The sequence below is a fragment of the Enterovibrio calviensis DSM 14347 genome, from assembly GCF_000621165.1.
GTDB classification, from domain to species: domain Bacteria; phylum Pseudomonadota; class Gammaproteobacteria; order Enterobacterales; family Vibrionaceae; genus Enterovibrio; species Enterovibrio calviensis.
This window is the reverse complement of record NZ_JHZA01000009.1, coordinates 108582-130854: the sequence shown is the minus strand read 5'-3', so window position 1 is coordinate 130854 and position 22273 is coordinate 108582. Positions and strand designations below refer to the sequence as shown.

General features: G+C 49.1%; 19 protein-coding genes and 2 tRNA genes. 12 read left to right on the top strand and 9 right to left on the bottom strand.

Going from position 1 to position 22273, the window contains the following annotated elements; translation table 11 throughout:
* The first annotated feature begins 106 nt into the window (after nucleotides 1-106).
* Genes Q365_RS0109125 through Q365_RS0109115 form a run of 3 tightly spaced genes read left to right on the top strand, consistent with a single transcriptional unit; the run spans nucleotide 107 to nucleotide 3467 of the window.
* The gene (locus tag Q365_RS0109125) at nucleotides 107-1759 is read left to right on the top strand and encodes a SulP family inorganic anion transporter (RefSeq protein WP_028023052.1); all 1653 of its coding nucleotides are present in this window, start codon (nucleotides 107-109) and stop codon (nucleotides 1757-1759) included.
* 17 nt (nucleotides 1760-1776) lie between these two features.
* The gene (locus Q365_RS0109120) at nucleotides 1777-2700 is read left to right on the top strand and encodes an ABC transporter ATP-binding protein (RefSeq protein ID WP_028023051.1); all 924 of its coding nucleotides are present in this window, start codon (nucleotides 1777-1779) and stop codon (nucleotides 2698-2700) included.
* Nucleotides 2697-3467, top strand: coding sequence for an ABC transporter permease (locus Q365_RS0109115; RefSeq protein ID WP_028023050.1), 771 nt, complete (start codon nucleotides 2697-2699; stop codon nucleotides 3465-3467). The genes Q365_RS0109120 and Q365_RS0109115 overlap by 4 nt, the downstream gene beginning before the upstream one ends.
* Nucleotides 3468-3573: 106 nt before the next feature.
* Here Q365_RS0109115 and panC read toward each other — a convergent pair whose 3' ends face one another.
* From panC to sfsA, 7 genes are all read right to left on the bottom strand, one after another.
* Nucleotides 3574-4455, bottom strand: a complete 882-nt coding sequence (panC, locus tag Q365_RS0109110; protein ID WP_028023049.1) for a pantoate--beta-alanine ligase — start codon at nucleotides 4453-4455, stop codon at nucleotides 3574-3576.
* 14 nt (nucleotides 4456-4469) lie between these two features.
* On the bottom strand, nucleotides 4470-5264 hold the full coding sequence (gene panB, locus Q365_RS0109105) for a 3-methyl-2-oxobutanoate hydroxymethyltransferase (RefSeq protein ID WP_028023048.1): 795 nt from the start codon (nucleotides 5262-5264) through the stop codon (nucleotides 4470-4472).
* A gap of 53 nt (nucleotides 5265-5317) precedes the next feature.
* Nucleotides 5318-5800, bottom strand: coding sequence for a 2-amino-4-hydroxy-6-hydroxymethyldihydropteridine diphosphokinase (folK, locus tag Q365_RS0109100; protein WP_028023047.1), 483 nt, complete (start codon nucleotides 5798-5800; stop codon nucleotides 5318-5320).
* A complete protein-coding gene (gene pcnB / locus Q365_RS0109095; protein WP_081796215.1) occupies nucleotides 5797-7191 on the bottom strand; it encodes a polynucleotide adenylyltransferase PcnB in 1395 nt (464 codons plus the stop codon). Before pcnB ends, folK begins: the two co-directional genes overlap by 4 nt.
* A 68-nt stretch (nucleotides 7192-7259) precedes the next feature.
* Complete coding sequence (gene gluQRS / locus Q365_RS0109090; protein WP_028023045.1) at nucleotides 7260-8132, bottom strand: tRNA glutamyl-Q(34) synthetase GluQRS; 873 nt, start codon at nucleotides 8130-8132, stop codon at nucleotides 7260-7262.
* 79 nt (nucleotides 8133-8211) lie between these two features.
* Nucleotides 8212-8661, bottom strand: coding sequence for an RNA polymerase-binding protein DksA (gene dksA, locus Q365_RS0109085; RefSeq protein WP_028023044.1), 450 nt, complete (start codon nucleotides 8659-8661; stop codon nucleotides 8212-8214).
* 131 nt (nucleotides 8662-8792) lie between these two features.
* On the bottom strand, nucleotides 8793-9503 hold the full coding sequence (sfsA, locus tag Q365_RS0109080; protein ID WP_028023043.1) for a DNA/RNA nuclease SfsA: 711 nt from the start codon (nucleotides 9501-9503) through the stop codon (nucleotides 8793-8795).
* Nucleotides 9504-9683: 180 nt separating this feature from the next.
* On the opposite strand from sfsA, the gene hrpB reads away from it, so the two are divergent.
* Together hrpB and mrcB are read left to right on the top strand one after the other, a co-directional pair.
* On the top strand, nucleotides 9684-12143 hold the full coding sequence (hrpB, locus tag Q365_RS0109075) for an ATP-dependent helicase HrpB (protein ID WP_028023042.1): 2460 nt from the start codon (nucleotides 9684-9686) through the stop codon (nucleotides 12141-12143).
* An 11-nt stretch (nucleotides 12144-12154) separates the two neighbouring features.
* On the top strand, nucleotides 12155-14497 hold the full coding sequence (mrcB, locus tag Q365_RS0109070; protein WP_028023041.1) for a penicillin-binding protein 1B: 2343 nt from the start codon (nucleotides 12155-12157) through the stop codon (nucleotides 14495-14497).
* A 161-nt stretch (nucleotides 14498-14658) separates the two neighbouring features.
* Here mrcB and Q365_RS0109065 read toward each other — a convergent pair.
* Together Q365_RS0109065 and Q365_RS0109060 are read right to left on the bottom strand one after the other, a co-directional pair.
* Nucleotides 14659-14734, bottom strand: a tRNA-Thr gene (locus Q365_RS0109065).
* A gap of 73 nt (nucleotides 14735-14807) precedes the next feature.
* A tRNA-Phe gene (locus Q365_RS0109060) sits at nucleotides 14808-14883 on the bottom strand.
* Nucleotides 14884-15251: 368 nt separating this feature from the next.
* Here Q365_RS0109060 and Q365_RS0109055 point away from each other — a divergent pair.
* Genes Q365_RS0109055 through Q365_RS0109025 form a run of 7 tightly spaced genes read left to right on the top strand, consistent with a single transcriptional unit; the run spans nucleotide 15252 to nucleotide 22272 of the window.
* Nucleotides 15252-15530, top strand: a complete 279-nt coding sequence (locus Q365_RS0109055) for an STAS domain-containing protein (protein WP_028023040.1) — start codon at nucleotides 15252-15254, stop codon at nucleotides 15528-15530.
* A 40-nt stretch (nucleotides 15531-15570) separates the two neighbouring features.
* Nucleotides 15571-15930, top strand: coding sequence for a response regulator (locus tag Q365_RS0109050; RefSeq protein WP_028023039.1), 360 nt, complete (start codon nucleotides 15571-15573; stop codon nucleotides 15928-15930).
* A gap of 20 nt (nucleotides 15931-15950) precedes the next feature.
* Entirely contained in the window at nucleotides 15951-18029 is a 2079-nt protein-coding gene (locus Q365_RS0109045) for a chemotaxis protein CheA (RefSeq protein WP_028023038.1), read from the top strand.
* A 9-nt stretch (nucleotides 18030-18038) separates the two neighbouring features.
* Nucleotides 18039-18545 carry a chemotaxis protein CheW gene (locus Q365_RS0109040; protein WP_028023037.1) on the top strand — a complete coding sequence of 169 codons (507 nt, stop codon included), beginning with the start codon at nucleotides 18039-18041 and terminating at the stop codon, nucleotides 18543-18545.
* A gap of 9 nt (nucleotides 18546-18554) precedes the next feature.
* Nucleotides 18555-19028, top strand: coding sequence for a chemotaxis protein CheW (locus Q365_RS0109035; protein ID WP_028023036.1), 474 nt, complete (start codon nucleotides 18555-18557; stop codon nucleotides 19026-19028).
* A gap of 5 nt (nucleotides 19029-19033) precedes the next feature.
* Nucleotides 19034-21418 (top strand): aerotaxis transducer Aer2, encoded by a 2385-nt coding sequence (gene aer2, locus Q365_RS0109030; protein WP_028023035.1) that lies wholly within the window; start codon nucleotides 19034-19036, stop codon nucleotides 21416-21418.
* Nucleotides 21419-21420: 2 nt separating this feature from the next.
* Complete coding sequence (locus Q365_RS0109025) at nucleotides 21421-22272, top strand: CheR family methyltransferase (RefSeq protein ID WP_035024720.1); 852 nt, start codon at nucleotides 21421-21423, stop codon at nucleotides 22270-22272.
* The last annotated feature ends 1 nt before the right edge of the window (nucleotide 22273 follow it).

The window sequence follows — 22273 nt, the reverse complement described above, 5'->3', positions numbered from 1 at the left end:
CAGCATGTGGATTGGTATAACTGATGCCTATGGATGCTTTTCATCGGTATACTAGCGCCGCAATTCGGTGGCTTGCCGATCAAGGAAGTAATAAAGGGAGCAAGTTGTGAATTTTAACCGGTTCAAACAATGGAGCCTGAAAGGCGACGTTTTTGGCGGCGTGACGACCGCAATCATTTCATTACCACTCGCGCTTGCCTTTGGTGTTGCTTCAGGCGCTGGCGCTGAAGCGGGTTTGTGGGGCGCAATTCTCGTTGGTTTGTTTGCGGCCTTGTTTGGCGGCTCATCAACCCTTATCTCTGAGCCAACCGGCCCAATGACAGTGATCATGACGGCCATATTGACCGCGATGGTGGTACGGTACCCAGAAACCGGTGTTGCCATGGGATTCACCGTGGTCATGATGGCAGGGGCATTTCAGGTTCTTTTGGGCACGCTTAAGCTAGGTAAATACGTCACCCTCATGCCTTACAGCGTGATATCCGGCTTTATGTCCGGTATTGGTGTTATCTTAATCTTACTGCAAATCAGTCCGCTCATGGGCCACCCCGCGCCTGCTGGCGGCGTCATCGGAACACTCCAAGCCTTTCCTGAGACACTGAGTAATCTTAGCTTCAAAGAACTGTTTCTTGGCGTGTTGACGCTGGTAATATTGTTCTACTTCCCCAAAAAATACCGTCGATACATTCCCGCACAATTAGTGGCATTGGTATCAGTGACCTTACTCTCACTGATGATTTTTGACTTAGATAGCATCCGCCGAATTGGCGAAATCCCTACGGGGCTGCCATCTATTGTCATGCCAACCTTTACGCCAGAAATGCTGACCACCATGGTGATTGATGCGCTGGTGTTGGGAACGCTGGGGTGTATTGATACATTGCTGACGGCGGTTATCGCCGACTCACTCACGCGTGAAGAGCATAACTCTGACAAAGAGTTGCGAGGCCAAGGCATTGCAAACATGATTTCGGGTCTGTTTGGCGCTCTGCCTGGTGCGGGGGCAACCATGGGCACCGTGGTCAATGTGCAAGTCGGCGCACGTTCGCCGCTAGCAGGGATTGTTCGAGCCTTGATTTTGGCTGCCGTGGTGTTGGTCGCTGGCTTTTTGACTGAGCCTATTCCAATGGCCGTGCTGGCCGGTATTGCCTTGTACGTGGGTATCAACATTCTAGATTGGAGCTTCTTGCAGCGGGCTCACAAGGTTAGCTTGCATCAAACTGCCATTATGTATGGTGTGATGGCGTTGACGGTGTTTGTGGATCTGATTGTTGCTGTGGGCCTTGGGGTGTTTATCTCTAACATTGTTGTGATTGAGCGATTGAGTCGCGAACAAGCCAAGCAAGTGAAAGCCATCAGTGATGCTGACGATGATGATGTGCCTCTTTCCGAAGAAGAGCGTGTTTTATTAGATAGTTCTGATGGAAAGGTGTTGTTTTTCTACTTGTCAGGCCCGATGATCTTTAGTGTATCGAAAGCCATCTCTCGTCAACATGCGAGGATCGGCGAATACCGAGTCATGATTTTAGATTTGAGCGACGTACCGCTCATCGATATGACCGTAGGGTTGGCTCTTGAAAATGCCATTAAAGATGCGCGAGAAGCGAACTGTACTGTCTTCTTGTTATGCCCTCATCAGCAAACCACCGAACAATTAGAAAGACTTCATGTCGGAGATTGGATCAGTGATCCTCATGTCTTCGAGTCGCGTTATGATGCATTGCATGCAGCGAAAAGGCTTACTGAAGTAATGCCTTAAAACACATTTTGGGAATTATGAAAGCAATCGAAATCGAGAATCTGGTCAAAGTATATGGCACAGATGTTAAAGCACTGAAAGGGGTTTCCCTTTCAGTGCAGCAAGGCGATTTCTATGCCTTGCTTGGCCCGAACGGCGCAGGAAAATCTACCACCATCGGTATCATCAGCTCGTTAGTGAATAAGACGTCGGGCAAGGTGAAGATTTTTGGCTACGACATCGACACCGATCTGGTTGAAGCCAAAAAACAACTGGGTCTCGTGCCGCAAGAATTCAACTTCAACCAATATGAAAAAGTTGAGCAAATTCTGCTAAACCAAGCGGGTTACTATGGGGTTGAGCGTGCGGAAGCCAAAGTCCGTGCGAAAAAGTACTTGTCGCTGCTGGATTTGTGGGAGAAGCGAGATGAGCCTTCTCGTACACTTTCTGGCGGAATGAAGCGTCGTTTGATGATTGCTCGTGCCTTGATGCACGAACCTAGACTTCTTATTCTTGATGAGCCAACGGCAGGCGTTGATATTGAATTACGTCGTTCTATGTGGACGTTTTTGAAAGGCATCAATGAGCAGGGTATCACCATTATTTTGACCACTCACTACCTCGAAGAAGCGGAAATGCTGTGTCGAAACATCGGCATCATCAACCGTGGCGAGTTGGTGGAAGACACGTCGATGAAGGCGCTCCTGAAAAAACTGGATGTGGAAACCTTCGTGTTAGACCTCGCGCCAGACAGCCAAGTAACCCAGCTTGAAAACGTGCAATGGCATCAGGTTGATGACCACACCTTAGAAGTTGAAGTTCACAAAACGACGGGTTTGAATACTGTGTTTGCGCAGTTGTCAGAGCAAGGTATCCAAGTGCTTTCCATGCGAAATAAAGCGAACCGTTTGGAAGAACTTTTCGTGAATTTGGTGCGTAACAGCGAGGAGGCATCAGCATGAACAAAGCTTACTGGGTCGCCTTTAAGAGCCTGTTGATCAAAGAGATTACGCGATACAGCCGTATTTGGGTGCAAACCCTCGTACCACCTGCGATCACCATGACACTGTATTTCGTTATTTTCGGTAACCTTATTGGTAGCCGTATTGGTGAAATGGGCGGCTTTAGCTACATGGCTTACATTGTGCCTGGGTTGATCATGATGTCGGTGATCACCAACTCGTATTCGAACGTTGCTTCTTCGTTTTTTAGCACCAAGATGCAGAGAAATATTGAAGAACTTATGGTGGCGCCTGTTCCTAACTACATCATCATTGCGGGTTATGTTGGTGGTGGTGTGAGCCGCGGTTTAGCGGTGGGACTGATTGTATCGGTTGTTTCAATGTTCTTCGTCGATTTGCACATCGCACACCTTGGGGTGATTGTCGCGACGGTGTTGCTCACGTCGATAGTGTTTTCTCTTGGCGGGTTGATCAATGCGGTGTACGCGAAAACGTTCGATGACATCAGTATTATTCCAACGTTTATCCTGACGCCGTTGACCTACCTTGGTGGCGTATTTTATTCGCTGTCTCTGTTGCCTGAGTTTTGGCAGGGTGTGTCGAAGCTCAATCCAATCGTGTACATGGTGAATGCCTTCCGCTATGGCTTCCTTGGCGTATCGGACGTCAGCATTGTGACTTCATTCTCCGTGCTTATCGTATTTATTGTGGCGCTGTATTCTATTGCTTGGTATCTGATCAGCCGCGGCATTGGGTTGAGAACCTAACAACAGGGTTCTCCTCGTTAGAAACAAACCCTTTCAAACACAAAAAAACCGCCAATGGCGGTTTTTTTATTTATAACCAAAGCTAGCATTGAGCCGCTTAGGGGAATTACTCTTCGCTGTTGTCTTCTACCGTCGCAACGGTGAGTTCAACCACTAAGTTATCAATCAAACGAACCTGACCTAGCTTCACAGAAGCAAGGATAACCGCCTTTGATGTGTGCTCAGTAATTGGCTGCAGTGAGAGAGCATCACGAATGAAAATCTCGTCAGGCTCAAGCCCAGCAGCTCTAAGTTGGTCGTTGCCATCAAGGACGAGCTCACTGTAGTCGCTACGACCACCTCGCATCTGGCTGCTGATCCAACGCAGGGTTTTTGCTAGTACTGGCGCACGTTGACGCTCGTCTACAGTAAGACGAGAGTTGCGGCTGCTCATGGCAAGGCCGTCCATTTCTCGAACCGTGGCAACAGGAATGATGGTAATCGGCAGCGCTAAGTCTGTGACCATCTTGTTGATCACAGCAAGCTGCTGGAAGTCTTTCTCGCCAAATAGCGCGACATCAGGCTGAACAATATTGAACAGCTTGCTGACGACGGTTGCGACGCCTTTGAAGTGACCGGGACGAGAAGCACCTTCAAGAATGTTTGACAGGGTAGGCACTTCAACCGAAACGTGATTATCCATACCTTGCGGGTACATGACCTCGGCACTTGGTGTGAAGAGTAAATCAATCGCTTCAGCTTGGAGTTTGGCGGTGTCTTCTTCCAATGTGCGCGGGTAAGCCACTAAATCGTCGCTTTTCTCAAACTGCATTGGATTAACGAAAATGCTAACGACGACAACATCGGCGTTTTCACGCGCTCGTCGAACCAAGGTTAGGTGGCCATCGTGAAGGTGGCCCATGGTTGGGACGAATGCAATTCGCTGCCCTTCGCGACGCCATTGAAGGATCTGATCTCGTAGCGGGGCAATATCAGCGATCACTTGCATATATTCAGCATTCCTTAATTAAACGTCTGCTCTGGGCCAGGAAACTCGCCAGTTGCAACTTCTTCGATATATCGCGCAACAGCCTGACGCATGTCGCCAGTGCTCGCGAGGTAGTTTTTGGAAAAGCGTGGAATGTAGTTAGCAGAAATACCAAACATGTCATGCATGACGAGGATTTGCCCGTCAGTGGCATTTCCTGCACCAATACCAATAACTGGCACACGAAGTGCGTCTGTAATGCGTGCAGCAAGGGCCTTGGGTACGCACTCAAGCAAAATGATTTGTGCACCCGCTGCTTCAAGGGTGAGAGCATCTTGGAGCATTTGCTCTGCTTGCTCTTCGCTACGACCTTGAATTTTAAAACCGCCAAAAATATTCACTGACTGAGGTGTTAAGCCAAGGTGAGCACAGACAGGTACAGCGCGTTGCGTCAACTTGGTCACGGTATCAGCGAGCCATGCGCCGCCTTCCAATTTCACCATGTTGGCACCCGCTTTCACCAGTACTGCTGCGTTTTCACAGGCTTGTTCTGGCGTGGCGTATGACATAAATGGCATGTCAGCCATCAACAGGCAGTTAGGGCTTCCTGCACGCACGCTGCGCGTGTGATAGGCGATTTCGTCGACAGACACAGACAGGGTGTCACTTTTACCCTGTAGAACCATGCCTAGAGAGTCACCGACCAGCAGCAGTGGCATTTCTTGTGATTCAAAGAGTTGGGCAAAGCTAGCATCGTAAGCTGTTGCAGTGGCAAATTTACGCCCTTCTTGCTTCCATGCCATTAAGGTATTTATCGTAATTTTTTTCATATCGTCTCCCAAACCCTGCTTGCTATTGATGTTGATTGCTGAGGCTTTTGTGCTTACGCGATACTGGTCAAACCGTTCTTATCCGTGACGGCGACCAAATCAGCGACAGCACTGCCATCAGGCAGGTGCAAGTCAGGGGCAATTTCGGCGAGAGGGTAAAGTACGAATTCTCGTTCCTTCATCCCGTAGTGTGGAACGGTTAACCGTTCACTTTCTAGCTGGAGATCACCATATAAGAGGATATCCAGATCTAGTGTTCGTGGCCCCCAGCGCTCATCTTTGCGCTCTCGACCAAATTCCAACTCGATACGCTGAGTATGAGCAAGAAGATCTAACGGAAGTAGTGCGGTGTCAATTGCCGCAACAGCGTTCACGTAATCGGGTTGGTCGGCGGGGCCCATAGGCTTACTGCTGTATAGCGATGAACAAATCACCCATCGGCTATCCGGTAGTTGCGCCAATGCTTTGATAGCATTTTGTGCTTTTTCTACCGGATTGCCAAGGTTACTGCCTATCGCAATGTAAGCACGGATCATGATTCAGGGTTCGGCTTGCGACGTCGCGGTTTAGTTTTGCGGCGACGGCGTAGTTTTTTGGCCGAGCTGGCTTTGTTTAGCACCTGCACCATATCGTTGCGGCTATCACGGTCTGCTTTTTGGAAGTCATCCCACCATTGCGCCAACTCTTTTAACTGGCCGCCTTCCACTTCGCCACGCATTTCAAGGAAATCAAATGCAGCGCGGAACTTTTGTTGTTCCAACAGTTTGTAGGCGCGAGTACCAGAGCGACGACTTAGGCGAAGCTGCAGTTGCCAGATATCACGAATCATGGCGGTAAAACGACGAGGGATCGCAATGGTTTTCACCTGCTCATCCAGCATATCGTTAGCAGCAACCATAAAGGCATCGTAATAGCTTAAGCCGCTTTCAAACGCGATTTCTTCAGCGCGGGTTTCCAGTGGGTACCATAACATCGCGGCAAACATAAAGGCCGGGTTGATACGCTGCTCAGTGGCGACGCGCTCATCGGTCGAACGCAACACAAGCTCAAGCATTTGCTCGCTCTTGCTGTTTCGATCTTCGGTGAAGTGTTCAGCCAAGATAGGAAACAGTGGCGTGAACAAATCGAAATCACGCAGCAGTTTGTAGGTTTGCAAACCATGGCCAGACTGAAGCAGCTTTAGGCTTTCTTCAAACAAGCGTGCAGCGGGAATATCACGCAGCAAATGGGCCAACGCTGGAATAGGCGCTGCCGTTGCATCATTCACTGTCATGTCCAGTTTGGCTGCAAAACGCACCGCTCGCAGCATACGCACTGGATCTTCACGGTAGCGCGTTTCAGGATCGCCAATCAGGCGAATCACACGGTTGTTGAGGTCTTCAACACCACCGGCATAGTCGCGCACTGAGAAATCATCGATATTGTAATAAAGCGCATTCACCGTGAAATCGCGGCGTTCTGCATCTTCATCTATCGTGCCATAGACGTTATCACGCAATAGCATGCCATCGTTGGATTGGCTGCTGGCGTTCTTTTCACTGGCTTCGCTGCCGTGGTGTCCACGGAACGTTGCCACCTCAATAACATCACGTCCGAATAAGATATGCGCCAGACGGAATCGACGGCCCACCAAACGACAGTTGCGGAAAAGCTTACGCACCTCATCTGGGGTCGCATTGGTGGCAATATCAAAGTCTTTGGGTTGCGTGTTTAGCATTAAATCACGCACGCCGCCGCCAACAAGGTACGCCTCAAACCCCGCCTTATTCAGGCGGTAGAGCACTTTCAGCGCATTTTCGCTGATATCTTTTCTTGATATACCGTGCTCTTGGCGAGGAATAACTTCTAGCTTCAGGTCTGTGACCTCGCGCGTTTTATTATCGCGATTCAACACCTTACGGCAAAAGCTGGTAACTCGATTAAAGATAACTCACCTCGTATTTGACAGGTCGGGTCATAAAAACGACGGCATATGATATATCACGCCCTCGTATTTTAGAAAGCTGTAATCACTTCTGTGTCGTTCGGCAATTTATTAACATGCCAATTTTGTGCGCCCCAAAGCAATAATTCTTCGACGCTAGCTCCGCATAAATCCTTTGGAGTAGGGTGACCTAAAAAGGCTAATGCAGCCTCTAAAGCAGGTCCCGGATTCGCATTGTCGATGGCTGGCGCGTGGTTTTGTTTAGAAAGCTTATTACCGTCAGCGTTGAGTGCAAGTGGCAAATGCAAATAACTGACAGCGGATGCGCCGAGTTTCTGATAAAGAGAAACTTGTCTGCCTGTCGGCTCAATCAGGTCAGCACCTCTTACGACTTCGGTTACGCCTTGATAAATATCATCAAGTACCACCGCGAGGTTGTAAGCAAATAGGCCGTCGCGACGTTTGATAATGAAGTCTTCCGCAGCCATGGCAGTGTCGAGTGGCATCACGCCATGTTTAATATCGACAAACTCATTAACGGGATTGTCGATGCAAACGCGCACTGCGGATTGTTCACGTTCCAATTCACGGTGACGACACGTTCCGGGGTAAATCCCCCCCGCATCTTTGATTTGGCGTCGTGTACATTGGCAGAGATACGCATTGCCATTGCTTAGCCAAGAGTCAATGTGTGCTTGGTAAGCATCATATCGCGTGTGCTGGTATAGCACGTCACCATCCCAATGCAGGCCATAAGCGTCTAAGGTACGGAGAATGGCGTCAGCCGAGCCTTCAACTTCACGTGGTGGATCGATGTCTTCAATCCGCACTAGCCAATGTCCTTGGTTAGCGCGAGCCTGCAAATAACTGCCAAGCGCAGCGACAAGAGAACCAAAGTGAAGTGGGCCTGATGGAGAGGGAGCAAATCGCCCGACGTAATGCATGGTCATGTTGCCTGTTATGAAAAAGGAAAAAGGGAGCATCCGCTCCCTTTTTGCCATTAATCTCGATGAGGCGGAAGGCTTAGCCTGCCATTTGCCTCTCTTTGATTTCTGCCAAAGTTTTGCAATCGATACACATATCTGCGGTTGGGCGAGCTTCAAGGCGACGAACGCCAATCTCTACACCACATGAATCGCAGAAGCCGAAATCGTCGTCTTCCAGACGTTGCAATGTTTTGGAAATCTTTTTGATCAGCTTACGCTCGCGGTCTCGGTTGCGTAGTTCAAGGCTGAACTCTTCTTCTTGGGCTGCACGGTCGACAGGATCAGGGAAGTTAGCTGCTTCGTCTTGCATGTGGTGCACAGTACGGTCAACTTCTTCTCTTAGCTGGTTACACCATGCTTGGAGGATTTTACGGAAATGATCAACTTGCTGATCATTCATGTATTCCTCGCCGGCCTTCTCTTGGTAAGGTTCTAACCCAGCCGTAGCCAGGATGCCCAGCGATTTTTTAACTTTGCTTTCTGGCATTAAGCGTTCTCCTAAATACACCCTGACCTGCTTGGTCAAAAGAGGGCGGTATCTATATCAGAAACCCTATATCGAGGCAATCTTTGTTTTTGCCTCTTGTCATCCCAGTGTGAAGATGTCTACATTTTTTCTCAATACTGGGAGAACGGGACCCTATTTTTTATGCTCATCAGCGCGGATGAGAGCGAGGCTTGGTAACACATCACTTCGACACCAAGTTGCTCGGCTTCTATAAGTAACTGATTATAGACCTCATCTATATGTTTTGCTGGGGAAACCTTTTCAATGCCAGAATGCAAGACGGCAAAAAAGAGCACTGCGCGCTTGCCTTGCTGCGCCAACGTCGCTAATTCTCTGAGGTGCTTCTGACCTCGCGTGGTGACCGTATCTGGAAAATAGCCCTGATTTTCGTCACCAAGTAGCGTCGCGCTTTTTACCTCTATATAGCAGTCTTCTTTTGAAGGTGATTGCAGCAAAATGTCGATGCGACTTTTTTCCTCGCCATAAGGTACTTCGGTTCGAAGCGTAGGATAACCCTGAAGCTCCTTCACCACTCCTGCTTCGATAGCCTCAACCACCAAACGGTTCGCCTGCGCCGTGTTCACACAAATCATATGACCAGACTGAGTTTCGGTCAGTTCCCAACTGTTGGGGTATTTTCGTTTGGCATTATTCGATGTGGAATACCACACCGTGTCTCCGGGCGTCGCGCAGCCTGTCATCGCACCGGTATTGGCACAGTGAATAGTACGTTCGGAGCCATCCGGAAGTTTAATGTCTGCCAGAAAACGTTTGTAGCGACGAAGCAAAGTTGCGGGTTGTAAAGCAGGGTCAAACTTCATGAGTGTCCTTGGCGTGAGAATGAATAACGCAATGTGGCGTTATAATGTCCAACGAATCAGGCAATTAACAGTGTCTGTTTGCTATCCGCCGTTTGTCGTACATGTTCAGATGTCCGTAACATGCATCTTGGTGTTACTCGGGTATACTCTGCAGGTAATTCTGACATAAAGGCATTAAATTTGTCACAGCTCCCCATCGATAGCGTCCTTGACGACGTGATATCTGCTTTGCATTCCCATTCTCAGGTCATTCTTAAAGCGCCTCCTGGTGCAGGTAAGTCAACGCGCCTCCCATCGGTGTTGCTAGAGCGACAGGCCTTCGACGGGAAAATTATTTTGCTTGAGCCTCGTCGTTTGGCTGCCCGTAACATTGCTCGTTTTCTGGCAGGACAGCGCGGTGAGCGAGTGGGAGAGACGGTTGGTTTACGTGTACGCGGGGAAACACAGGTAAGTGACAAAACGCGTATTGAGATTGTCACCGAAGGCGTGCTGACAAAAATGATCCAATCTGATCCCGAGCTATCAGGTGTTGATTTGGTGATCTTTGATGAATTTCATGAACGAAGCTTACACGCGGATCTTGCGTTGGCATTGTCGTTAGACGTGCAAGCAGGCTTACGGGATGACCTCACAGTACTGGTGATGTCTGCCACCCTCGATAGTGATGCATTGACGGAACTGCTGCCCGATGCGGCGTTAGTGACATCGGACGGACGAAGCTTTCCAGTTGAAGCTCGCTATCAGCCGATCGCAAAACAATATGGTTATGAAAATGCGATAGCCAGTGCCGTGGCAAAGTTGATGGAAAATGAAGACGGTTCGGCGTTGGTTTTTCTGCCGGGCGCTGGCGAAATTCATCGTACTGCGATGGCGCTAGCCGACAAAGTGCCAAGCGACGTGATGGTGTGTTCCTTGTTTGGGCAGCTCTCTGCCAAAGAACAGCAAGAGGCGATTGCACCCGCACCCAGCGGTAAACGCAAAGTCGTGCTAGCAACCAACATTGCAGAAACCAGTTTGACTATCGAAGGCATCCGCCTAGTGGTGGATTCGGGTATAGAGCGTGTGGCGAGGTTTAACCGAAAGTCAGGGATTACTAAGTTAGAAACCGTTCAAATTGCCCGCTCTTCAGCCATTCAACGCATGGGGCGAGCAGGGCGATTATCTGAAGGGATCTGTTTGCGTCTATATAGTGAAGATACGTTTCAACGTATGCGCGCAGTTCCGGACCCAGAAATCGTCACCAGCGATTTAATGCAGCTCGTGCTTGAAGTGGTGCAGTGGGGCTGTCGCGCAGAAGATTTGCAATGGCTTGACCTTCCTCCAACGCCGCATTGGCAACAAGCCATTAGGCTGTTAGAGCAATTAGGTGTTTTAGACGCAAACGCTGCGTTGACGGCGAAAGGCCAACAGGTGGTCGCCATTGGCACGGATGCCAGAATAGGCGCCATGCTCCATGAGGCGAAAGCCATGGGTGATCGCGCACTGTCTACCGCTTGTTGGTTGGCAGCATGGGCAGAAGAACCCCGTCGCAGTTCACGTGAGCCTGACTTACGTTTGCAGCTCTCCATGATAGCGACGCAAAAAGGGCCGCATAGGCAAAGAGCCAGTCAGCTTGCTCAACGTCTTGGCGTAGCGCTAACCAATGACATTAGTGCCGATTTCCTTCCCGCATTGGCGGCATCAGCATGGCCTGATCGCGTGGCGAAATCTCGCGGTAATGATGGTCGCTTCTTATTAAGTAACGGCCACGGCGCGCAGGTAGATGCTGACCATCCGTTGTCGGGTGAAGACGCCCTAATCGCAGTGGACTTGATGAGCGTGTCACAAGGTGACAGTCGTATCTTCACCGCCTGTCGTGCAGACTTTACCTCGCTGCAAACCCTACTACCCTCACTGTTTTCTGAACGAGAATGGGTAGACTGGGACGATAAGAAAGGCGCGCTGATCGCGGAAACGCAATTGCGCTGCGGAGAGATAGTACTGTCGCGTAAGCCCATCACTCAGCGAAATGAAGAGATGATGACGCAAGCGTTGCTGCAAGCGATAAAGCGAAAGGGTATCGCCCGTTTGGCGTTACCGAAAAAAGCGGAAAGCTTATTGGTTCGCGCTCGTTGCGCTATAGCATGGCAACTGCCAGTCAGCCTGCCCGCACTTGATGATGAAAGCGTACTTGCTGCACTAGACGAATGGCTTGCACCGTTTATGGTCGGTGTGAAATCAATGAAAGGTTTACAAAGCGTCGATACCTTTAGTGCACTGGAAGCCTGGTTTGGCTGGGCCACCACCAAAGAGCTAAATCGTTTGCTGCCAGAAACCTATCAAGTGCCTACAGGGTCTCGTTACTCTATTCGATATCAAGTCGACCAAAAACCAGCGCTCGCGGTGCGTATGCAGGAAATGTATGGGCAAGCGCAGTCACCGAGTATTGCGGACGGTAACGTCACCTTGCTGGTGGAGTTGCTCAGCCCTGCCAAGCGACCCCTTCAGATCACGCAAGATCTGGCTGGTTTTTGGCAAGGTTCATACCGTGAAGTGCAAAAAGAAATGAAAGGCCGATACCCGAAGCATGTGTGGCCAGATGATCCAGCAAATCATCAGCCGACGACATTGACTAAACGACATTTTAAACCGGACGCGTAACCCACACATTCATGACTAAACCAACACCCAAGAAAACGCCAAGCCGCGCACGTAAGCCATCCACGTCTGCCGCGAAAAAGAAGAAAGCGCCACAGAAGAAAGGCTGGGGGAAAAAGCTGCTGCTATTAGGCATGAAGCTGTCCCTTGTCGGCATTGCCGCGCTCGTGATTCTAGGGATTTACCTCGATGGGAAAATCCGCGACCGCTTTGATGGTCAGATCTGGCAACTTCCCGCTGTGGTATATGGGCGCGTTTTGCACCTCGCACCTGGCGATGCTGTGGACATCACGACGTTAAAGCGCGAGCTCGACCTGCTAAATTACAACAAGGTGCGTTCACCCAAGCGTGCGGGTGAGTACTCCGCTTCCAAAACGCGTGTCGAGTTGATCCGTCGCCCGTTTGATTTCGAAGATGGCCCCGAAGGAGCGCAGCATGTGATGCTGACATTTGGCTCTGAAGGTGTCACCGCCATCAAACAACTGGATAGCGGCAAGCAGCGCGGCTATTTGCGGATAGAACCTAAATTGCTCGGCATGATGGAATCCAACACCGATGAGCAGCGTATCTTCCTCCCGCGTGAGCGATATCCTGAGTTTTTGGTTGATGCGCTGCTGACCACGGAAGATCGCGATTTCTATCATCATGATGGCGTCGCTCCGCTGGCGATTGCACGCGCCATGATTGTGAATCTCAAAGCCGGTCGAACCGTTCAAGGTGGCTCAACCCTCACGCAGCAGCTCGCCAAGAACTTATTTCTTACCCGCGACCGCACCTTATGGCGAAAAGTACAGGAAGCGTATATCGCGATAATTCTCGATTACCGTTACAGCAAAGACCGTATTCTCGAGGCTTACCTAAATGAAGTGTATTTGGGTCAGGCTCGCGGACAGGCAGTGCACGGCTTCCCTTTGGGCGCGCGACTGTATTTTGGTCGTCCGATTGAAGAGCTTCGCATTGATCAATTAGCCATGCTGGTGGGCATTGTCAAAGGCCCGTCGTATTACAACCCTTGGCGCTACCCTGAGCGCGCACAAACGCGTCGAGATTTGATACTACGCCTGATGATGGAGGGTGGCGAACTAACGGCAAGCCAGTATGCACAAGCGGCAGCACGTCCGTTGGATGTGCAAAAATCACCAAGCCTCAATAGTCGTCAACCGGCTTATTTCGAGCAGCTGACTCGAGAGATCCGAGAGCGTGTTGGTAATCAGTTCAATCCTGAAAGCGGCCTACGTGTATTCAGTACCCTAGATCCTTTGTCTCAGTCTTTGATTGAAAAGACGGTCGTTAACAAAGTGAAGGCGCTGAAGAAAACAGCGGGGAATGAATTGGAAGTCGCGGTGGTGATCGCCGACCGTAAAAGCGGAGAGATCCGCGCTATGGTCGGAGGAAGTCGCCCAGGCTATGCCGGATTTAACCGCGCTTTGAACGGCAGCCGACAAATTGGCTCCCTGTCAAAACCCGCCGTGTTTTTAGCGGCGCTGTTACAACCAGAGAAATACAACCTCGCTACGCCACTGGACGACAAGCCTTTGGTGCTGAAAGGCGATCAAGGCAGTGAGTGGAGACCGAGAAACTACGACAGGAAATACAGAGGGCAGGTGCCGCTGCTTAAAGCATTGGCGCACTCTTACAATATTCCAACGGTGAATTTAGGTTTAGCGATCGGGCTCGATAATGTCATTTCGACATTTGATGATTTGGGTGTGGACCCCGATCAGATCACCCGTGTGCCGTCGCTGCTTCTAGGGGCATTTACCCTAACACCAATGGAGGTCACGCAAATGTTCCAAACACTAGGCAGTGGTGGGCGCAAAGCTGAATTAACGGCGCTGCGTGCCGTGGTCACTCGCGAAGGGCAAGTGCTTTACCGCAATTGGCCCAAGGCAAGCCAAACGGTGTCAGAGCAAGCCAGTTGGCTCACCGTGTATGCCATGAAGAATGTGGTGAAAGAGGGAACCGCGCGTTACCTCAACCCTTCGTTTGCGTGGGCATCGCTAGCAGGTAAAACCGGCACGACGGATAACAACAGAGACAGTTGGTATGTTGGGATCGATGGACGTGAAGTCGTGACAGTATGGCTAGGCCGTGATGACAATAAACCCACTAAGCTCACCGGTTCGTCTGGGGCATTACGTGTTTATGCGGATTACATCAAAGCCAGACAGCCAGAAAAACTCACACTTAACTGGCCTTCAGCAGTCACCAGTGTTCCTTACCAAGTTAAAGAAGGGCAATTTCTCACGGATTGCTTTAGTCAGCAGAAACTACCGATGTGGGATCCAAAAGGACATTGGCGTGAGCGCTGCGAAAAACCGGATCCTGTGGGATGGCTCAATAGCTTGTTTGACTGATGGGGCTGAATAAAGTGTAGGTAGTTGCTCCGAGATGGTGAGGCTGATGGACATAGCCTCGTCATTTCTATGAGCAGAATGGTTTGCGATAGGATAGCAAAGCGTTTTGCCATATTGCAGATACGAAAAAGCCTCGTCCTTAGACGAGGCTCTCGTAAAGATGGTGCCGGCTACCGGAGTCGAACTGGTGACCTACTGATTACAAGTCAGTTGCTCTACCAACTGAGCTAAGCCGGCACACAAACTTTGGAAACGTTGCTTCTTATTGAAGACCATTTCCTCGTTACCGCTAACAGCGTTAACAAAAAGATGGTGCCTCGAGGCGGAATCGAACCACCGACACGGGGATTTTCAATCCCCTGCTCTACCGACTGAGCTATCGAGGCAACGAGCGCTATTAAATAGGAGAGGCGCGTTCTTGTCAAAATAATTTGCATCAAAATTGTCTGACTGCTGCTTTTTTGCTTGATTTGCCGATAATCCGACCATGCTGCTTTTTCTTTGAACACACTTCATTTCCTTAAACCTCAATAACGCGGTTTCTCGTCTGCATTTTCATGACGAACACAAACATCTTCCTAATTCTCATCGTGATAAGCCTGCTTTTTGTGCGTGATATGTCAAAAAAACCACACAATCTGTCTCTAATTAAATCTTAGTGACTAAAAAACTTTCATTTTTCGCATTATTGCTACACTTACAGAGACATAAATATTTCTGACATTCTTCAATAGGTACAGGAAGGAATTCTGCGATGGGTTTCTCATTGGGAGAACAATTGGACATTACGCAGGTGATGGGGTTGAAAGATCGCCTGCAGGTCGAGTTAGGGCAGTCTGATAGCTTGCTCGTTGATGGCAGCGAAGTGTCTCGTGTTGATGCACCAGGACTGCAGCTTTTATTGACTGCCAAGTTTTTGTGCCAAAACCAATCCATTGTATGGAAGTGGGAAGGCGCATCCGCTGAATTGGTGGGGGCAGCTAAGACATTGGGATTGGTTAAGCCGCTAGGTTTAGACAATTTTACTGAATAGTTTTCGAACGGTTTTCGGGTAGTTCAATCAGGGTGACAGTATGCGAAAAATATTAGCGGCAGATGATTCTGTTTCAATTCGTCAAATGGTTAGTCATACGCTCAAAGAAGCGGGTTATCAGGTAGAAACTGCAAACGACGGCGCTGAAGCACTTTCAAAAGCTAAAACAGGCCAATATGACGTCATTATTTCTGACGTGAATATGCCCAACATGGATGGACTTGAGTTCGTACGCCAAGTTCGTGCCGTCCCTCAATATAAATTCACGCCTATTTTGATGCTGACTACCGAAACGTCAGCAGAGAAAAAGAGTATGGGTAAATCTGCAGGAGCAACAGGCTGGATTGTTAAGCCTTTTAATCCCGATACGCTTCTGAAAACGTTGCAACGCGTTATCTAAGTTCAAGCGAGGAGATCACTATGGCTTTGGACATGGACCAACTGCGTCGGATTTTCTATGAGGAGTGTCGTGAGAACCTTGAAATCCTTGAGAGAGAGCTACTTTCACTCGATCCTGATGGTGATATCGATCTCGATATTATTAACACCATCTTCCGAGCGGCTCACTCTATTAAAGGTGGTGGCGCGACCTTCAACCTCAATGAGATAAGCCAGTTTACTCATGTCATGGAGACATTGCTTGATGAAGCGAGGGAAGGTAAGCGTCGTTTAGATGCCAGTACCATCGACCTCCTTCTGAAAGGTGGTGATTGCATCAACAGCATGTTGATCGCATATGAAACGAGCTCTGATTTTGATCACGTCCTAAGAGATGCATTGACTGACGAGCTGAACAAGTTGCTTCAGAACGGGCCGTCGGCCTCTGCTGACAGTGAGCCTGCCGCGCAAGAAAACGAAGACGCTGCAGCGTCGTCGGATAACGATGGTGACGGTGACTGGATTGTGCAGTTTAAACCGCACAAAGACATGTTCTTCACGGGCAATGATCCTGTCCGTATTCTTCGAGAGCTTTTTGATTTAGGCGTTCATTGTCAGATCGAGTGTTTGATCGATGCGCTGCCTACATTCAGTGAGTTAGAACCTGAAATGTGTTACCTCACTTGGTGTATTACCGTCGAAGGGCACGTTGATAAGGCGTTGATTGAAGAGATCTTTGAGTGGGTTGAAGACGATTGTGATCTCGATATATCGCGTGCAAATAAAGAAGGTAGCCAAAACCAAGAAGTTGCGACTGTCGATAATGCTTCACCATCGGAAGAAGTGGCACCAACAGCTCCCAAGCCTCCTGTTGCCAGTAAGCCAGCGGCAAAGCAAGCAGCGGCCAAAACCGATGCGGTTTCTTCAATTCGCGTAGAGATAGACAAGGTTGATAACCTCATCAATCTCGTGGGTGAGCTAGTGATCACGCAGTCTATGTTGACGGAGCTGAGCCAGAACTTTTCAGAAAGCAAAATCGAGCGCCTGCAAGCTGGCCTTGATCAGCTTTTACAAAACACCAAAGAACTACAAGAAAGCGTATTGAACATTCGCATGCTACCCATCAGTTTTGCGTTTAATCGGTTTCCACGCTTGATTCGAGATTTGTCCTCTCAGCTTGGAAAAAATGTCGAGTTGGTAATTGAAGGTGAACAAACCGAACTGGATAAAACTGTGTTGGAAAGGATCACCGATCCCTTAGTTCACTTAGTTCGAAATGCTGTCGATCACGGCTTAGAGTTGCCAGAAACCCGTGTCGCCAACGGGAAAGGTGAAACGGGTAAAGTGTCACTTTATGCCTACCACCAAGGCGGATCGATAGTGATCGAAGTGCGTGATGACGGTGCGGGTTTAAACAAAGAAAGAGTGTGGAAAAAAGCCATTGAGAAAGGGCTACTCCATCATGATACCGCGTTGGACGATCTCTCTAACCACCAAGTTTATAACCTGATCTTTGCCCCTGGATTTTCAACCGCCGAAATCGTCTCCGACGTGTCAGGTCGCGGTGTAGGCATGGATGTAGTGAAGCGTAATATCGAAGACTTAGGCGGTCACATTGAAGTGGATTCCGAGCCTAATGTCGGTAGTGTTTTCCGTATTAGCTTGCCACTCACATTAGCCATCCTCGATGGTCAATTGGTTAAGCTTGCCGATCAAGTTTTTGTTGTTCCGCTAATTTCTATTATCGAGTCCATTCAGATTGAATCTGACCGAGTGAAAGTCGCCACGGGCGGCGTCGAACTCTATCGCTTGCGTGACGAGAACATTCCAATACTCCGGCTTAAAGAAGAATTTGGGCTGGGTGAGTCAGGAGCCCTCGACAAACAGCTGTTGTGTTTGGTGGAAGCGAGCGGAAATCGCGTCGGCTTGCTACTGGACGAAATGCTCGGGCAGCAGCAAGTGGTGATTAAAAGCCTCGAATCAAATTATACACGCGTCAACGGTGTGTCCGGCGCGACGATTCTTGGCGATGGTTCAGTGTCACTGATTTTGGATATTCAGGGACTGATGACCGGCTTCCTAAGCCGCGTTGCTGATACAAACGCCCACGTGGCGGCTTAGGAGGATAGCATGACGAACCAAGCAGTCGCTGCGACCGTCACACATGATGAACCCAATGAAGGGCAAGACCGTTTGCAAGGGTCGGACTTCCTGAGCTTCGACTTGGCGCATGAACTTTATGGCGTGGATATTCAAGCGGTAGAAGAGATCCGCGTTTGGGAGCCCCCTACGGTAATACCGCGCTCGCCTGAGTTTGTGCTCGGCGTTATTAATCTCCGCGGCATGATCGTTCCCATCATGGATTTAAGGGTGCGCTTTAATATCGGCACCGTTGAGTATTTGCCAACAACCGTGGTTTTAATTTTGAAAGCCGGTGAATCCGCAGGAAACCGAATGATGGGTGTCGTGGTTGATGCGGTTTCAGACGTAATAGATCTGGGTGATAAGAGCTTAATTCCCCCCATAGGCGACTCGCAAGTCATGCCATTTGTCAGTGGACTACTGAACGTGGATGCTCAGGTGATGAGCTTGTTGGATGTTGATGCGCTGCTCAGCATCGAAGGACTGGTTCATTAAGGAGGCACCATGTCAGAAGAGGTGATGGAATATCTGAGCTTTTTGATCGACGACGAAGAGTATGGGCTGAACATCCTTGATGTGAAAGAAGTCCGTGGTTGGTCAGAAATCAGGAAACTTCCTAATAGTGAAAGCTACCTATTGGGCGTACTTGAGCTTCGAGGAGAATACATTCCCATTATCGATCTCAGGCAAAGATTCAATATGTCACCGTCAGTATTGAGTAAAACGACGGTGGTGGTGATTGTTAGAAATGAACAAGGACAATCACTGGGAATAATTGTCGATGCAGTAGCTGAGGTATATCAGTTATCGGCGAGTCAAATTAAAACAGCACCCAGCTTTGTGAAAATTGACGAACGATTCATTGAAGGGATCGCCTCAGTCAGTGGCAACCATGTGGTGTTAATACAATTAGAACGACTATTTGATTTCGACGTGTTGCATGAAGTAACGCAGCCAGATCTGGTTAGCGAGGATTGACGGTTATGTCTTGGTGGAAAAAAGAGAAGGTAACAGACGCAGAAAGCACACAAGAAGATCTGGGGTTAAAAGCGCACATAGTGTCTGCGCTGGATACGGCTCAGACTGCATTGATGATGGTTGATAGAGATTTCAAAGTCTTTTACGTCAACAAAAAATCAGTGGAACTGCTTAAAACACATGAAGAGTTGTTTCGCTCTCAGTGGCCTAGCTTTCGAGCAGAAAAGGATTGGATAGAAGGGACGTGCATTGATTTGTTCCACAAAAATCCAGCTCACCAACGACAGATGCTGTCCAATCCAGCGAATTTGCCCCATGAAACCATCATTACCGTTGGCGATGTCTCCCTGCGTTTGGTTGTAGGTGCAGTGATTGATGCCAGCGGCGAGTATGTTGGCAACACATTGGAATGGGATGATGTCACTGAGAAGCTGCAAGCGGACACCGAACGTGCTCGTCTTCGTGCAGCAATTGATCAGTCATTGACCGCGATGGTATTGATCGACCGAGATCTGAGTATTACCTACATCAATGAGCAAACCTTAGCGCTGTTTAAAAAGCATGAAGGATCGTTCAAGCAGATGTGGCCAGGATTTACGGCGAGCAGTGAGTGGTTGATGGGGCGTTGTATTGATGAGTTCCACAAGGACCCGTCGCATCAACGTCAGTTGCTGGCAAACCCGGCCAATCTTCCTTATAAAACAGATATTAGCGTTGCAGATCTTACGATAGAGCTCAACGTCGCCGCCATTGTTGACGACAACGGTCAGTACATTGGCAATAGCTTAGAGTGGCGAGATGTTACCGAGCTACGTAATCGTGAAGTCGAAGTCGGTCGATTGGTCTCCGCCGTAGAAGGCATGACCACCAATATCATGATGGCCGATAAAGACGGCAACATTACCTATTACAACCCAGCACTGAAAAAATTGTTGGGTAAACGAGAAGACGACCTGCGTAAGCACTTCCCTGGATTCCAAGCTGACAATTTAAATGGGAAGAATGTCGATATCTTCCACAAAAATCCCGCGCATCAGCGCGCGATCATCAGTAATCCTGACCGCTTGCCTTACACCGCGAATATCAAAGTGGGTGAGTTGGAGTTCACACTCACCTGTATCGCCATGTACGACTCTGCAGGAAACTTCATTGGCCCTGCGTTGCAGTGGGAAGACATTACCGAACAAATGGCTGGGCAGCGTGATGTAGAAGGCTTGATTCGAGATGCTTCGGAAGGGCGCTTAGGTTCACGCATGGACACCAATAAGTACACGGGCTTTATGGCGAACCTAAGTGAGGGTATCAACGGCCTACTCGATAATATGGTTGAGCCGCTAAATAACTGTCGTGATGTGATGAGCAAGGTCTCTGAGGGTGACCTGAAGGTCAACATGCCTGAAGACTACAAAGGCGATTTTGCGGCACTGAGTAACGCAGTGAATACCTCTATCACGAACTTACGCGACATGGTTGAGAAGATCACAGCGTCATCGGCTCGAGTGGCGACAGCGTCCGGTGAGATTGCCGAAGGCAATAGTGACTTGAGTGAGCGCACCGAAGAGCAGGCCGCCAGCCTTGAAGAAACGGCGGCGAGCATGGAAGAAATGACCTCGACAGTGAAGCAAAATGCGGAAAGTGCAAATTCCGCTAATCGCTTGTCGCAGAATGCGAGTACCAAGGCACAGCAAGGTGGGGAAGTGGTCAAACAGACTGTGTCTGCCATGGGGGAAATCAATAAAGCGAGCAAACGTATTTCTGACATCATTAGCGTGATTGATGAGATTGCTTTCCAAACCAACTTGCTTGCCCTGAATGCGGCTGTTGAAGCCGCGCGTGCGGGAGAACAAGGCCGAGGTTTTGCCGTAGTGGCAGGGGAAGTTCGTAACCTTGCTCAACGAAGTGCGGGTGCCGCGAAAGAAATCAAAGACCTCATTAAAGACAGCGGAGAAAAGGTATCCGAAGGTTCACGTTTAGTGGATGAATCAGGTGAAATGCTGAATGAAATTGTTGATGCTGTCGGCGAAGTCTCCACCTTGATTGGCAAGATCAATTCAGCCAGTCAGGAACAAGCGACAGGTATTGATGAGATATCAAAAGCCATCGTCAAAATGGATGAGATGACTCAACAGAATGCGGCACTGGTAGAAGAAGCCTCTGCGGCCAGCCAATCTCTTCGTGATGAAGGCAGCGAGTTGCTCAATCTGATTGGATTCTTCCGCGTAGACAATTCACGCACGGGGCTAAACAACCCGAATGCGGGGCCAGTTAAAAGCTTCCAACAACCCTCTCCTTCGCCTATGAGGGCACCTTCTGCGCCGGCGGTGAAAAAAGTAGCCAATGGGCTGTCAGTATCCGCCGCGGATTCAGATGACGATTGGGAGGAGTTCTAACGGTGAATGCAATTGAGGCGCTGAGTCAAATTGAAGAGCAGCGTGAATTTGAATTCACGGATAGCGATTTCAAGTACATTCAGGAGTTTATGCTCAGAGAAACCGGTATTTCCCTTTCTGAGCGTAAAACCTCAATGGTGTATGGACGGCTTGCAAGGCGATTGCGTCGCACTGGATTAGACAGTTTCCATGCCTATTTCACGCTGGTGAATAATGACCTCGATGAGAGAGTTGCCTTTGTTAATTCACTAACGACAAACAAAACGCAGTTCTTCAGAGAAAAGCACCATTTTGACTTCATGACCAACACCATGGTGCCAGGATGGCAAAGCCAAAAGAAAAAGCGAATTCGTATTTGGTCAGCGGGGTGTTCGACGGGTGAAGAGCCTTACACCATCGCATCAACGTTGGCTGCAAGTGGTTTACTGACGCCAAATCATGACTGCAAGATTTTGGCCACGGACTTAGACACGCAAGTGTTAGAAGTGGCTAAAAATGGGACCTATGGCATCGAAGCGAGCAAAGTGATTCCTTCGGCGATGCTACACCATGGATTCATTCGCGGTAAGGGGAAGAAGCAAGAGTTATTAAAAGTGAAGCCTTCAGTACGTAAGGCAATCACGTTTAAACAGTTAAATCTAACGGCTACCTGGCCTCACAAAGGCCCCTTAGATGCAATATTTTGCCGTAACGTTATGATTTATTTTGAGAAAGACATGCAGCAGCAACTTATATATCGTTTCTGGGAAAAGCTGGGCAGTGGCGGCATTTTGTTTATAGGTCACTCTGAAAGCATCGGACAAATGGGCAGTCGATTTGAGAACCTTGGTCAAACCATGTTTCGCAAACCGTAAA

Coding starts and splice junctions, on each gene's coding strand:
- Q365_RS0109120 (WP_028023051.1), top strand. CDS start 1,777: ATGAAAGCAATCGAAATCGAGAATCTGGTCAAAGTATATGGCACAGAT.
- panB (WP_028023048.1), bottom strand. CDS start 5,264: ATGAAAAAAATTACGATAAATACCTTAATGGCATGGAAGCAAGAAGGG.
- dksA (WP_028023044.1), bottom strand. CDS start 8,661: ATGCCAGAAAGCAAAGTTAAAAAATCGCTGGGCATCCTGGCTACGGCT.
- Q365_RS0109055 (WP_028023040.1), top strand. CDS start 15,252: ATGGGTTTCTCATTGGGAGAACAATTGGACATTACGCAGGTGATGGGG.
- panC (WP_028023049.1), bottom strand. CDS start 4,455: ATGCAAGTGATCGCTGATATTGCCCCGCTACGAGATCAGATCCTTCAA.
- mrcB (WP_028023041.1), top strand. CDS start 12,155: ATGACTAAACCAACACCCAAGAAAACGCCAAGCCGCGCACGTAAGCCA.
- Q365_RS0109050 (WP_028023039.1), top strand. CDS start 15,571: ATGCGAAAAATATTAGCGGCAGATGATTCTGTTTCAATTCGTCAAATG.
- sfsA (WP_028023043.1), bottom strand. CDS start 9,503: ATGAAGTTTGACCCTGCTTTACAACCCGCAACTTTGCTTCGTCGCTAC.
- Q365_RS0109040 (WP_028023037.1), top strand. CDS start 18,039: ATGACGAACCAAGCAGTCGCTGCGACCGTCACACATGATGAACCCAAT.
- Q365_RS0109115 (WP_028023050.1), top strand. CDS start 2,697: ATGAACAAAGCTTACTGGGTCGCCTTTAAGAGCCTGTTGATCAAAGAG.
- aer2 (WP_028023035.1), top strand. CDS start 19,034: ATGTCTTGGTGGAAAAAAGAGAAGGTAACAGACGCAGAAAGCACACAA.
- folK (WP_028023047.1), bottom strand. CDS start 5,800: ATGATCCGTGCTTACATTGCGATAGGCAGTAACCTTGGCAATCCGGTA.
- gluQRS (WP_028023045.1), bottom strand. CDS start 8,132: ATGCATTACGTCGGGCGATTTGCTCCCTCTCCATCAGGCCCACTTCAC.
- Q365_RS0109035 (WP_028023036.1), top strand. CDS start 18,555: ATGTCAGAAGAGGTGATGGAATATCTGAGCTTTTTGATCGACGACGAA.
- Q365_RS0109045 (WP_028023038.1), top strand. CDS start 15,951: ATGGCTTTGGACATGGACCAACTGCGTCGGATTTTCTATGAGGAGTGT.